Annotated in this window: 9 protein-coding genes; 2 read left to right on the top strand and 7 right to left on the bottom strand. The window is 30.3% G+C overall.

Going from position 1 to position 14668, the window contains the following annotated elements; genetic code table 11:
• Positions 1 to 61: 61 nt before the first annotated feature.
• The 3 genes from ABXG81_RS00610 to ABXG81_RS00600 form a co-directional block, all read right to left on the bottom strand.
• Entirely contained in the window at positions 62 to 439 is a 378-nt protein-coding gene (locus tag ABXG81_RS00610) for a hypothetical protein (protein ID WP_117522283.1), read from the bottom strand.
• The gene (locus ABXG81_RS00605) at positions 436 to 1194 is read right to left on the bottom strand and encodes a polymorphic toxin type 35 domain-containing protein (protein ID WP_117522284.1); all 759 of its coding nucleotides are present in this window, start codon (positions 1192 to 1194) and stop codon (positions 436 to 438) included. The genes ABXG81_RS00610 and ABXG81_RS00605 overlap by 4 nt, the downstream gene beginning before the upstream one ends.
• Positions 1195 to 1666: 472 nt before the next feature.
• Positions 1667 to 1750, bottom strand: a complete 84-nt coding sequence (locus tag ABXG81_RS00600; RefSeq protein ID WP_353529231.1) for a DUF4368 domain-containing protein — start codon at positions 1748 to 1750, stop codon at positions 1667 to 1669.
• Positions 1751 to 2138: 388 nt separating this feature from the next.
• Between ABXG81_RS00600 and ABXG81_RS00595 the strand changes: the two genes are divergently transcribed.
• The gene (locus ABXG81_RS00595) at positions 2139 to 2273 is read left to right on the top strand and encodes a hypothetical protein (RefSeq protein WP_281063106.1); all 135 of its coding nucleotides are present in this window, start codon (positions 2139 to 2141) and stop codon (positions 2271 to 2273) included.
• Positions 2274 to 2471: 198 nt separating this feature from the next.
• The gene (locus tag ABXG81_RS00590; RefSeq protein WP_353528874.1) at positions 2472 to 2699 is read left to right on the top strand and encodes a hypothetical protein; all 228 of its coding nucleotides are present in this window, start codon (positions 2472 to 2474) and stop codon (positions 2697 to 2699) included.
• A gap of 177 nt (positions 2700 to 2876) precedes the next feature.
• Here the strand turns inward: ABXG81_RS00590 and ABXG81_RS00585 are convergent, their stop codons facing one another.
• From ABXG81_RS00585 to ABXG81_RS00570, 4 genes are all read right to left on the bottom strand, one after another.
• Positions 2877 to 4427 carry an IS1182 family transposase gene (locus ABXG81_RS00585; protein WP_353528659.1) on the bottom strand — a complete coding sequence of 517 codons (1551 nt, stop codon included), beginning with the start codon at positions 4425 to 4427 and terminating at the stop codon, positions 2877 to 2879.
• A gap of 82 nt (positions 4428 to 4509) precedes the next feature.
• On the bottom strand, positions 4510 to 5226 hold the full coding sequence (locus ABXG81_RS00580) for a hypothetical protein (RefSeq protein WP_353528873.1): 717 nt from the start codon (positions 5224 to 5226) through the stop codon (positions 4510 to 4512).
• A 63-nt stretch (positions 5227 to 5289) separates the two neighbouring features.
• Complete coding sequence (locus ABXG81_RS00575) at positions 5290 to 13206, bottom strand: MG2 domain-containing protein (RefSeq protein ID WP_353528872.1); 7917 nt, start codon at positions 13204 to 13206, stop codon at positions 5290 to 5292.
• A gap of 65 nt (positions 13207 to 13271) precedes the next feature.
• Positions 13272 to 14663 (bottom strand): CAMP factor family pore-forming toxin, encoded by a 1392-nt coding sequence (locus ABXG81_RS00570; RefSeq protein WP_117522288.1) that lies wholly within the window; start codon positions 14661 to 14663, stop codon positions 13272 to 13274.
• Positions 14664 to 14668: the final 5 nt, after the last annotated feature.

Genomic DNA, 14668 nt, shown 5'->3' with positions numbered 1-14668 from the left:
GGGTTCAGCTCAGATTAGATTTACCGTTTTTATTACTTAAAGTTTACTTTTATTTCAATTATTATATTTCTTCCTTTATCATAGCAATTAGCTCTTTATATTTTTCTATTTTGTTGTTATCATTTTCTAACTCAATAGCTTCATTTATATATTTTAATGCAAGAAAATCTCCATTAATCGGATGTAAAAATAACCCTACATAATAAGCAATAATATAGTTAACATGTGCTAACAACGAGGCACTTACATTATTTTCACTTTTTAGATAATACAATTGTGCCAATAACTTAAAATATATATTCGATGTATCTATTCCTTCTTTACTAAGATAATTCTCTCCCTCCAGTACAAATTCTTCATTCAAATTATCCATCAACTCATTTGAGCTAAAAAACATATTGCTTTCAAAAGAAAAATAGTCTTCCAATATTGTATTCATTTTACCCACGCATTTGAAATAGAAATAACACCATCTTTGAGTTTTTGAAATGTTACTTCTACAACCTTTCCTTTATAATTTAAAGTCTTTTTATATGCACTTCCATATTTAGATTCTTTTCCATCAATTAATACCTTTTTTATAATTTCTTTTATTTTGTTCCATCTATTTGGATCCTTTGATCCACCTGGAACTAAACTACTCCACTTATGCTTTGTTTGAAGAATGTGATTAGCTCTATTAGAGTTTACATCTCCTAAACCATTTACTGCTCTTTCAGCCTGCTTCGATACAGCTCTTGAAGTGAGCCAGTTTTTCACCTGCTCTGCCATCCATCCGCTAACTTTATATATAGCGACTCCTCCGATTAAAATTGCTCCACCAGCTACCACTATCTCCCCAATACCGGGTATATACCATGTCCCTGCCATAATTTTCATTACATCATTCATTGGAATTGCCCCAGCAGAACGCAATGCTATACCATTTTCACTTCTACTAATATTTTTAGATACTGATTCCAATTCTTTGTCATTTATCTTATAAATATCACCAGAATAATTTTCAAGTATATCTAAAAATTCCTCGGCAGTTACTTTTCTGCCGTCTTCAAGAGTTATCACTGTATTTTCTTCAACATTAATAACTTTGCTAACCTCTTGTGCATATGAAGTATGGGAATTGCAAAAAATTCCCGATAGCATCATTATCATCGCTAATAAAAAACTAGTGATTTTATTATATTTTTTACTCATGTTCTCACCTATCGCCTTTCATTTTTTTCTAAATATTGCGTTTTTACATATTAACAAATATTTTGTCTCCATTCTTAATACCTCTAAGGATTAAAATACTTCATAATAACTACACCCCCTCTAATATATTTTAATAAAAAAAATCTTGACTAATTAATTCACTTTCAATGGTTACAAGAATATGTATCTTTCCAATCTAAATCAAACACCTTGTAAATACATACTCCAAAATTTTAGCTATAGTATTTGCCAACTTTTATAGATGCTTCCATTTCACTTTTTCCAGCAAGCTTATATATTTTCTTGTAATATTCAAATTTTCAACAAGTTCTTCTTGTGTAATTTTTTTCCTTTTCTAAGTTCTCTAATTCTATTCTTAATTAAAAGTTTCCCCTCATAACTATATCTACATTACACGTCTATACTTAATATTTTTGCAAGTATTGATTGCATTATTTTATTAACAATTTTTTTATACTTTTACATGTCCTATAAAATTAAAGTACACATCAATTTGTTGTTTTCGATTCTTTCCTTTTTCCTCTCGTTGCTTCATGGACTATAATATTTTCCGTATACTCATTTATCATTGGTACGGTCAGTACCTTAAATCTGTGTATTTCTCTATCATTTTTTAGTAATTTATCAGTGTAAACCTTTCTCCGTTGCTAGCTTTCAATTTCTTGTTCAAAATACAGTATTTATTTTCTTCTTTGGCAAAGTCTGTTATTTCCTTGATTGATTTTAAGAGAATTTTATTAACTGTTTTTGCTTTGATATAGCGCATACAGCAAGTGTCTTTTCTGATTCTATAGTGTTGACATACAAAAGAATAATACTATTATACTTCTTTTCTCTATTCTCTATGTTCTGACAGATCCCTGTAATTTAATTTACTGCCACAATCTGCATATATTAAAAGTCCTATAAATGGGTGTGAAGTTGTGCCATACTTTGAACCTCTTATTACTGTATCACTTGCTGCGTGTAATAATAGTACAGCAGATATAAATAACAGCAAAGACTCTACAGAAGTAGTCACAGAGGATCATAAAGAATCCAATGGTATTGTTGATTAAGCAATAAAAGATGCTGATGAAAATAAAGCAGCTGATACTAAAGAAGACAATAATAAGATAGAAACAGAAGATGGAAGATATGTTTCAACTCTTATAGCTAGCAAACAAGGTGTAAGAGATGCTGAAATATCTATTGCAGATACTTATTCAGTTGAGGCGAAAGATGGATCTTTAACTGTTAAGGGATCTATGGATCATATGATAAATCCTGGGGATTATGAAAACGCTAAAGAACTAGACAACAATACTTATAACTTTAAAATAAATGAAAATACTAAATTCCAAGCAACTGGTGGTATGGCTGAACCTCAAACTTTTACTATTGATGAGTTCAATGAATATTACAAGGGAATTACTGAATCAGGTCTTGCATTAATTGTTGAAGTAAAAGATGGTATAGCACAAACAGTATCATTCTCATCATAAAAATAAAAAGGTGATGTTGCAGAATAGATAAATCTATTCTGCTCATCACCTTTTTTAGTGTATATTGGTATCAAGCCATTAAATTCTGTATCTTTCTTTAATATGAAAATGAATTTATCCACATTTTTCATAAAAATAGGCTCAATTAATACAGCTAAGATTTTTAATATTTTTTTCTTAAGAAGCTTTGTATTTTATGAGTTCTAAATTCTTGTTTTCTATTTTGGATGCCAGTTTATTTAGGTTTAGTGCCATTGATAAGAGGCATATTTCACTTATTATATTTGATTTTCCTCTATGGTGGAATCTGTTGTAGTTTAGTCCTGATTTTATTTTGGAAAATGCACCTTCAGCTTGGATTGATCTATTTATTCTTTCTTCTATTCCTTGGTCTGAGCTTATATTTTCTAAGGATTCTTTCCTATATTTTTGAAAGATTTCTGCTATGTAGATTCCTTTGGTTTTCTGACCATCTTTGTTCCAGTTAAAGCATCTGTATACTTTGCTGGTTGTTGTGTATCCGCTTTTTCTTTTTCTGTATCTATCAGTGCACCTTATGAATTCTTTGCCTTCTTTTGATATGTATTTGTCTGATGTTTTATCATATCTTAGACTATTTCTGAATTCTTCTTCTTTTTTATACTTTCTAGTTTTTAATTGTTCGTAGTTGGATGGTTTTATGTATGATAAGAGCTTGTTTTCTGCAAGAAAAACATAGTTTTCTTCGCTTTCATATCCTGAATCTGCTACTATTTTGTTTAGTTTGTCGGGGTGGTTTTTGAGTAATTTATTTAGAAATGGTTTTAAGGTGTACATATCGGATGGATGGTGGGATACATTTTCTCCTATGATGAAGCCTGAGGAACTTGCTAGTTGGATGTTGTAGGCTGGTTTTAATTGACCATTTTTCATATGATCTTCTTTCATTCTCATGAAGCTTGCATCATGGTCTGTTTTTGAGTAGGAGTTTCTGTGCTCTCCCATTATTTCTAGATGTTTCCTGTAGCTTTCTAGTTTGTTCTTCCAATCTTTAAGCTTTTCATAGTCTCGTTGGAGTTGGTGTTTTCTTTTTCCTTGTCCATGTACAAAGTTTATTTTATTTTCTGTACTTATCTGATTGAATGCTATTCTTACTACTGCTAATACCTGTGATGGTGTTAGTTCTCTATTTAAATTAAAGTGCTTTATTATTTTTACTCTTAGTTTCTCTTGCCATTTTTCAATGCTTCCTCGCCACACGAAACTATATCTATTGGCGTAGGCTTCTATTTTTGTTCCATCTATGTATATGCTTGATAAGTCTATTTGATTTTCTTCTATTAGTATTTGAATCATTTGATTTAACAAGTTTGGTGCTAGTTCTACGATTTTTTGTCTAAATCTGTTTATTGTACTATGATCTGGTGGATTTTCTCCATCTAAAAGGTATTTTATCCTCAAATCATATTTGCATGATTTTTCTATATTTCTTGATGAGAATATTCCTTCAGAGTAGCAAAATATTATTATTTGTAGCATTGTTACTGGGTTTACTGTAGGTTTTCTTCCAAATGATGAGTAGACTTTTTTTAATTCTGATAGATCCATCCTTTCAATTATATTTTTTACAAGCCTTAACTTAACATCATCTCTGACATATATTTCAGTGTCAAAATTCATTTTTAATTGAATAGTATCATTAACTAGTGTAAAATTAGTTAATGATGATGTATTTTTAACGGTTTTCATAAATACATTGTATCAGAAAAAGACGAGGATTTCAGTTTCCTCGTCTTTTTTCTATATTAGGACTTTTGCAACAGCCCCTTTTTTAATCTGCTGCTATAAGTGATAAGCTAAACTGATAACCTGCATTTATTGCTACATTAATAGACTTTGTATGAGAAAATTGCGTTGTATAAATAGTACTTACATCTGGATTTTCTTTTTTTACTAAAAAAGTCAAATTATTTACTAAATAAGACGCTACATTTCTATAAATAGGGTCATATGAAAATTTTTCTACCCCTATTTCCCATAAATATTTAGAGTTATAGCTTGCAGAAACTATAGCTATTAACTTATCCTTATCATAATAAGCTAAAGCCATCCTATCGTCATCATCAAAAGCAAAGGCAAATTTAGTAATACCTTTGAATTTAATAAAATCTTTTTTCTTAAGTCTAGTAAATTCATAAGTAGATTCTATTCTTCTAAAATCTCTACTAGTAGTCATGAGAGGCCCCATATTTTTTACAGTCATATCGTGTTTTGTAAGAATTTCTTCAAGTTTTCTAATATTATCAAATTCCATAAACCAAACTGCAGGATAATCTTTATAGCTTTTCTCTAATTCATCTAGAAGTTTTTTATTAGAAGAACGAACCAGTAAGCTGTCACCTGCACAATTTATAGCAAGACTACATTGATTATAGTATATAAATTCTTTATTACTTTGATTATAGGTGAAAATATTATTTCCATTCAAAATTAAGTCTTCACTTATATCAAAATCGTGTTTTAATTGCTTTAATAAATTTCTATCCATATTCACTCTTTATAATTTCTATAAAAAATTAACCCTGTGTAAATCACAGGGTTAACTTTTATACTAGTTAAGCTTTATATCATAGATATCAGGAACGTCATTTGACTTTATATCATTTGAATATTTTGTTCTAATACATCTATCTAGGACATATTTTAAGTCATTATTATCCTTATAGTTTTTTATAAATATAACCTTGGAATCTTTATCTACAGCTATAATAGTGTTATTTACTCTATTATTAAGATATGCTAAAGCAGACCCATTTGTAAAAATTTCTCCTAGTTCTAAATTATGACTTGCTACAGCATCATTTAAAAGCTTAGTACTTCCAGCATAATTTAGAAGTTTTATAGAAAAATCCTCACTTGTATATTGATGGGTATTATTCCACATTTCAAAAGAACTTTCTTCTTTATAGTTTCCTAATAGATATAGCGTTAGTCCACCTTCACCTATATTTGAAACTCTCATGTAAGTATTATCATTTCGCAAAAGATTTATATTCTTTATATCTCTACCATAAAATCTTTGATTTTGCTTTTTCTCTTCTTCTGTAAGTTGTCCATAGTCCCCTCTAGCTTCTCTTTGAGCATATGTCAAAGGAAAACTTGCTGCTAATTCTTCCGAACTTACATGTTCGATATATTGTGGCTCATGATCTTTATTATCTTTTGAAATTTTTTCGCTTCCTATTGGAGGGAAATCATCTCCTCCATCCTCAGCTGAATACTTAGTCCTTAATGCTCTATTAACTAAGCTCTCTATATCTTCATTTGTCATATATTTTTTAACAAATAATAATTTACCATTTTCATCTGTTACTACTATATAAGGAGATGAAACTTCCTTATCAAAGTCAAACTTTGCACCACCATAATAGAAATTATCGCCTACATCATTCATATCGTAAGATGTAAACATATAATTTAAGTCTTCAATGCCTTTATAGTTTGAAATCTTAACTAAGTTTATATTATCTCTATTTAGATATGCCGAATTTTCCCACATAATCCTTGATTTTTTATCGTTAGGAGAACCAACTAACATTACATTTACTTTTTTATCTAAGAAATCTTTGATGTAAATATCTTCTTGATTCATATTATTCATTAGGTATAAGTTCATATCCTTGCCGTAATATTTTTTATTTACATCTTTTTCGTTAGGTTCAAAGATTCTATAGTCCCCTCTTTCACTTCTTTGAGCAAATGACATCGGATGAATCTTCTCTGGATCTTCTTCTTTTTTAGGAATATCACCTAATACATCATAATCTCCTATTTCTTTATAAGAATCTGTTATAGTCTGGTCAGATGCACTAGTATTAAGAGTTCTATCTATTACATATTTTATATCTTCGTTAGACTTATATTCTTTGCTAAACAGGAATCTTTGATTTTTATCTATAGCTACAACTGTAGGCTTATTTACATTAAATAATATATTATATGCTCCTGATACATAGATATCCCTTTTGACATCCCAAAGGGATTTAAATCTTTCTTTCTCAGCATTTATAGCAGTTTGACTACCAAGATAAGATACATTAACTAAATCATAGTCGCCATCAGATATATATTGAGCATCATCCCACATCTTTATAGTTTCATCTTTTCTATAATCTCCTATAAGGAGAATTTTGACATCTTTTTTAGCTATATCATTAAGTTCCACTCTGCTATTATTAGATTTTATCAATTTTGCATTAGATAAATCTCTAGAGTAAAGATTATTAAATCTCATCTCCTCATCTGACATGCCTTTATAATCTCCTCTTTCTTTTCTTTGATCAAAAGATATAGGATAATTATTTTCAAATTTGTCAAGACTTAAAGGTTTATAATTGTCATTATCAGCATAGTAGCCATTTGACATATTAAATCTTCTAAGTACTTCGTAATTAGATTTATATGGGAATACATTTATAACTGATCCATTTTTATCTAAAACTACGACTTGATTTTTGTTTGATCTAAATTGTCCATTTAGAGAATTACCTCTGTAGAATGAATCTTTGTAAAGTTTTTCTTTGCTAATTTTTTCTAAGTCAGTAACACTTCCATTTGTAACTACATTTACAAAGTTAAAGGCTTTTGCATCTATCTTAGATGAATTTTCAAACATCTTCATAGAATTGCTATCTACTCTGTCACCCATTAAGAATATTGTTGGACGTTTATTATCAATTATATCTCCAATTTTAACAGCTTTTCTATTTTTATCATATAAGACTAGATTATTAAAGTTTTTACCATATCTAGCTTTTAAATTTACCATAGTTAGCTTATCTGTTGTATCAAAGAAACCTAGTGCATATGCACCCTCAAATGATAATGGAGTATTTTGATCTTTAACTTCTACTTCTATAGGATTTTCTGGCTTCTGCTTATCATCATCAGATGGATCAGGCTCTGGCTTAGGATCAGGAGTTGGATCTGGTTCTGGTTTTGGATCTGGACTGACACTACTATCCCCAAGTTGAACTTCTAAGTCTTTCTTGTATTCCTTGAAACCTTCTCTATTAACTTTTATTTTGACTTTATACTTACCTAAGAAATTTTCATCCGATGTTGGGAAGCTTATCTTGATATTACCCTTAGCATCTGAAGTCTGGCTCTTAGAATACAAGTCCTTGCCGTATGGGTCTTCTAACGTAGCTTCTGCTGTTGCTTTATCTAATAAGGAATTATTAAGATCTTTTGCTACTATGCTTAAGTTTATAGCATCTCCTAAATCGTATTTAGTCTTATCTGTAGAAATATCTGCTTTCATTTGAAGCATATCTGGAGTATTTGCATCTATAACTTCGTATTCAAAGAACTTAAAGCTATTTTTATATTGAGCATCAAGTAGCTCTACTTTTATCTTATATTTACCAAGGCTAGTCTTATCGTTAGTTCCTATTTTAAAGATGTGTCTACCCATCTTATCAGTTTGTCTATTATAAGATACACTTCTTCCAAAAGGATCCATTAAAGTATACTTTATATTCCTATTAGCAAGAGCAGTACCATTACTAGCATCCTTTAATTCAACATTTACTTCTACTACATCTCTACGTTTAATTCTAGAGCTTGGAGCACTTACAGAGATGTTTGCCTTTGATTGGTCTAACACTTTATCATTAGGATCTACATTAGTGTTATTTACCTTAATGTTTTCTTTGGCAAGAATTTCATTTATATTATCAAAGTCTTTTGCATCTAAAAGATTGATTACTCTTCCATCTTTATTTAGTACAAGTATCTTGGAAGTTTTACCAAGTTTCAGCCTATCATTTCTAAGAGAATTTGCTTCATCTACTTTACTATAACCTATCAATCTCTTTATTTTATTTTCTTCCAAATAAGCCAAATCTGATTTAGGGCTTATTCTTATAAAGTTATAAGATTCATGCGATAGTTTAGCAAATTTCTCTAAACTAGGATCTTTATCTTCTGTAAATAAGATTAGACTTATCTTATCTAAATCAAAATTATCTCCTAGCATCTCCGCTTTACCGTCCAAGTTTTTGATAGGTGCTGCTAATAGATTTTTTCCATAGAGATTTTTAATTACTTTCTGATTAGATGTATCTCCTGTAAGATGTTCAAAGTATTGAGCTTTTTTAGCTGAATCATAATCCTTAAAGTTATCAGCATTTTCCTTGCTTGCTATATTAAAAATTGCTATAGAATTATAGTCTTTATATCCATCTTTACTTACTTTAGCAAGTATTTTATACTTGCCTGGATAAGTATTATCAGCAAGTTTAAGTTTAAGGTTAGCTTCGCCTATATTATTTGTTTTAATTTCTCCACTATCAAGGATAGTATTTGCTAGATCTAAAACTTTATAACTTACATTTGCGTTTGCAATATAATTGTTATTTGTATCTGTACTTCTTAGCTTAAATGTAATATCATTTTTAGGATTATAAGTTTCCTTATCTCTGTTTATCGTTAAATCTAGATTCTTATTATAAGAGTCATTGGTTAAATCAGATATCTTTATATATTCTTCCATACCTTCTTCTATAAGGCGTACTGATTTGAATCCTTTTTCTTTTAACTCTTTTATAATATTATCTGTATCTATTAGATTGCTCACTACAAATAGGCTTGAATCCTTACTTAAATTATCTAAGAATAGATTAAAGTCGCTGTCATTGTAATCAAGATTAAATGAGCCTTTTATATGAGCTCTATCATATGCTGATTTTGGTCTAATATCTAGGATAAACGGCTTATTATTTGCAATATAAGTATCAACTTGATCTGCCTTTATCTTTCCTATATATGTTTCACCTGTTTTTGCTATAGGCTTATTAGTTACAAAAATTACATCTCTTAAAGATTTATTTTCGTAAGTGTCTTTACTTATATCAAAGTTAAGAACATATTTGCCTTCTTTATCTAAATCAATATCAAAAGATGTATGTCCCTCTTTATCTGTTTTTGATTTAAGCTCCTTCTTTTCCTCTCTTGTGCTTAGTATTGCCTTTACATTTGCATCAGAAACTTTTTTACCTTTTTCATCTACAAGATCTAAGTTTACTTTTGTTTTTCCTAATACTTCATAAACTTTCTTATCGGTAGATACTTTTGCATCCATCTTTGTAAGCTTTGGTCTTTCCTCTACCAAGAAGCTTACAGTTTTGCTAGTAGATTTGTAGTTAGATTTATCTGCCTTAAAGCTTACTTCATATTTTCCTGGAACCATTGCTAGTTTATAAGACCATGTAGCTTTTCCTTTATCGTCCGTTTTTATCCTATCTACAATCACCTTATTATCTGGTGATTTGATAGACACATTGATATCTGCATTATTTACAGAGTTACCAAATTCATCTACAGATGTCATGTAAATTTCTGGCTTTTCGTCTACAAAATATTTATCTTTTTTATTTTTAGCTTCTACGCCTAAGTCTTTATAGTCTGGATTTTCTTCTCCAAATCTCACCTTATAATTAGCTCGTGCTGATGGATAGTTATAAGCTGTTGCATAGGCGCTAATAGCATATTCCCCAGCTGAAGTATACGCTTTTGGGGTCATATAGATAAATACATAACCATTGTAATCAGAAACTTTTCTCATCTTAGTTTCTTTTTGATTAGGATCTATTATGCTTAATTCAACTGAAGCATTTCTCTTTGGATTATTGTTTTCATCTCTTACTTGAACTTTTATATAAGCAGACTCATTTAATTTATAATCTTTTTTAGCAGAATCAAATGATATATTTAGATATTTACCTTCTCTTTTAACAAAGAAATTAGATGATTTTTCTATATCATAGTAGCCATCCTTATAAGCTGTAGCATCTATCTTATACATACCAGTTGCATTTTGGCTAGTTATATCCATAGAGAATACTGCTTTACCATTTTGATCAGTCTTTAAATCTAATTCATAAGACTTTTGATTTGGATCAGTTATGGTAAGTCTAATATTTGCATCTGATATAGGCTTTCCTTCATGACTTACTGTAAAGTTCATATCAGCGCTTTCTTTACCTGCCATAATCTCATCTTTTTCCATAGTAATGTCAAAATCAAGTTTTGCCATTTCGGCTGTATTTCTATCAACTAATACATTTAAGTTTTCACTAAAGCTATCAAAACCGCTTAAACTTGAATCTACTTTTAGCTTATAATTCCCCTCTTGATTAAATATGTCGGATCCTAAATCAAAGATAGCATCACCGTCTTTATTAGTGTATAGACTTTTCTTTATCTGTTTATCTTCTGGTGTAGTTAAGGTTAATTCTACCTTCGCATATCTTTTAATTTGACCATATTTATCCTCTACATGAGAAGTGAGTTTTATCGAATCATTTGGTCTAATCTTATCTTTATCTAAAGTATTTGTAACAAATAGTGGGTTTTCTACTGTAGGAGCAAAGTCTTTACTTTCTACATTAAAAGTATTTATCCCAATTAGCTTATTCTTATAGTAGATGTTGATTCTATATTTACCTATAGCTGCATTATTATCGAGCCTTACATTAAAGTTTGCTTCACCTGTAAGGTTAGTTTTTAGATCGTATTTGAACTCTTGATTATGGCTTGTTACAATTTCACAAACTATATCTTTATTTACTATCTGATTATTATCTTGATCTCTTAGGCCTATATTTATGCCTACTTGTTCTCCTTGCAGATAATTTTGTCTATCCGCATTTATATTTGCTTTAAACTCAGCATTAGATTCATCTACTTTAACCCTCATGGTATCAAAGACTTTTGAGGAGTTCTTAGCCTTTGCTGTTATGACACATTCACCATAACCAATAGCTCTTATCTTGCCTTCTTTATCTACTTCACAAACTGTTCTATCAGAGCTTTCCCATCTTAAATCAGATGATTTTATATCAGAAGGTTTTATATCTACCGAAAGAGTAGCTTCTTCTCCGATTTTCATTAATTTTTCTTTTTGTTTAAAGTTTATGCTAGTAATTTTCTTGCTTTGCTCATCATTTTGGTCAATATAATCAGCGCCCACTGTAAAGGCCTTCAATGATACATTAGCGTTTGCTATTTGATCTGTTAGATCAGTCCACTTTTCGCCTTCTTTACTTACAAAAGATTGACCTGGCTCCGCTGTAACTTTAGATGAAAATCCTTTTATGGGACGTTCTATTGGTATGGGATATTTATATCCTGGAGTTTTCATTTTAACTATTACCGCAAATTTTGAACCTTTTGGTATGAAAGTATCTTCTACTTTTACTTTTTCATAACCTGCAAATTCCATCTTGCCTTCACCAATACTTGTCTTATCAGAAAGACCAGCATTGTTTTCAATATTTGTATTTACAAATACTTCATACTCTGCATTATTTGCGGATGTCCATAAACCAACATTTCTAAGATAAGTGTCTTCTTTTACAGGACCAAATACATTGGCATAGTAAGATTCTTCACCAAGTCCTACTTGACTAGTCATACCTAACTTATCATACTGCCAAATTTTTTCATTCTCGTTTATATCTTTTAATATATACTGAGAGTTTTGAGTTCCTATATTCTTATCATAATAGGATACATAATAGTAACCACCTTGATTACCCCAATTAGTTCCCCAAGAGTTTTTGCAAATCCATGCTCCATCCCCAGGAGGTGTAGTCTTGAAATTTTTTCTACTATAATTATCATCCCATCCTACTATAGTTATAGCATGGTTCGGCACCTGATTTCCAGAATAATAATGAGCCATAGTACTTTTATTTAAATATTGGTCTCCGCCCATTACAGCTGAGTAGATACCTCCATTTTCTGTAATCATCTTCTTTAAAAGATTATTATCAGTAGCATCTCTCTTATCTGGTATGAATATAGCATGAGTAAGTTCTTTTACTACCGGAAGATTTTCTGGAGAATTAGATTGAAAAATATCATAGGGATCATCTTTTTCTAAAACGGGTCCAGATCTACGAGCTAGATACGCTGATGATACTGTTCTTGTACCACCCTCACTTGGTCCCCAATCAAAACCGTGAGTATTCCTCATATGTTTTTCTGAAAAGTCCATTCTCTCATCCGGCATGAGAACGGATTCTGCTGAACCATAGGTTGCAAAAGCCCAGCAAGATCCATTTGGACCTTGATCTTTTACACTTGTAACCTTTCCTTCATCTCTAAGGTCATATTTCGTTTCTATAGCTGGTAGAACCATATTCCTAGTAAATACACTAGGAAACTTCTTTCTTTTGGTCTTTTTATCAATTGACGAATAGTCAGTATATAAGTCGTAGGGGTCTTGTTTTAACGAATTTTTCTCTATTGATTTATCATTGAACTCCTTATTTTCAATGCCTTTAGCTGATAGATCAATATCTTCTTTCTCTTTAACATTACTTTTATCAGTTTCCTTAAAGTCAACTAAATCACTACTAGTATTGTTTGAGTCATTATTAGCAGCAAAAGATGGATAAGTAGCTTGTAATATAATACTAAAGCTTAAAAGAATTGAGAAAATTTTAAATTTTCTTCTCATTTTTCCTCCTTAATATAAAAGAGGGCATAAGCCCTCTTATTGAAAAGCAAAATGCTCCGTAAAGATTAATTAAAGTTAAATATTAAATAGCCACCACTTACTGTTGAGTTATCGGTATCTTCTTCATCACCAAAGTCTGGTGCTACGACCTCTTCAGAAGCTCTTAATCTATCTCTATTATAAGTATATGTTTCATAAGAACCATATTGAAGTTTATTTTCTTCATTACCATAACCAACAATTATTTCTTCATTGTCACTTGGTTTAAATCCATCTGGTAGGAAATCAAATGATGGGCTGTTTAACCAAATGATTTTAGATATTCTTGCAGGATCTGGCATTTCAGATTGAACATTGAATTCTCTCCAAGAAATTGCTTCGCCTTCTCTTAATGCTAGGACAGATTCAAATTCTTGTGGATGTTTAGCTCTTAATTCGTTTACATAATCTCTTAAAATATAAACACCTTCAGCAGCTCTAGAGTAAGAAACGTCTTTTGCTCTTCTTACATCATTAGCTTTTCTTAATTCATTTTCAAATGCATTTCTCTCATCTGCTGTTAGATATCTACTTGTTTTATTTTTGATATTTCTAATATCTCTAATTTCTTTATCAATTGTTCCACTTAGCCATTTTGGACTTGCATAAACATCTCTTTCAAGTAAAGCTGATTGACAAGCTGATTTTAGTCTTGCATCAAGTTCAATTAAATTTTTAACTTGAATTTGACTATTACCTTTTTTGTATACATCGTTAATTTCTTTAGAAAGGGAACTTCTTACAAATTCTCTCTTACCTTTAACTCCAACTTCAGATAAATCATCTCTATAATAATTATTTAATAATTTTCTAGCTTCTCTTACGTCTTTGTTAAATACTTTCTTAAGATAAATTGTTGCAAAATCATCAGCTGTTAAATCAGGCATTTGTACTAACTCATCCATAGCAGTTGAGATTCTTTCACTAGCTGCTTCTATATCATCAACTGAAGCAAATGGATTTAAAGCTGTGATTATAGCTATAGCAACTTCTCCTGCTGCCTTACTATGAGCTGCTTGAACCTTATATATAAGTTCAGTTGAACATCTGTGTATAAATATTCCTGTAAGTCCTAATAATTTAATTCTAGGTGCTATAGAATCTAGATCATAGATAGTATCTGGATTATATTTTTGTGCAGCTGGTGGTAGATCAAAAGCTCTATCTTCAGCTAAAGTTTGTAAATCTTCTTGATATGCTTTCATTAAAGGAACGTCTTTAACTTTGTTTTCTTCTAGTACTGTAGCTCCTTCTAGCATTTTAGATTCAGATAATTGAGGTAATTTGTTTTGGTATTCTTCCATTAATGAATTAGATTCATAGCTTTCTTCGCTATCAGCACTTGCTATAGCAGGAGCTGCTATGTTAAATAACATTAGAAATGCAATTGCTAATGAAAAAACTTTGTTTTTTTTCATACTAT

Source organism: Anaerococcus nagyae, from assembly GCF_040364225.1.
GTDB lineage: Bacteria > Bacillota > Clostridia > Tissierellales > Peptoniphilaceae > Anaerococcus > Anaerococcus nagyae.
This window is presented reverse-complemented; position numbering and strand designations above follow the sequence as displayed.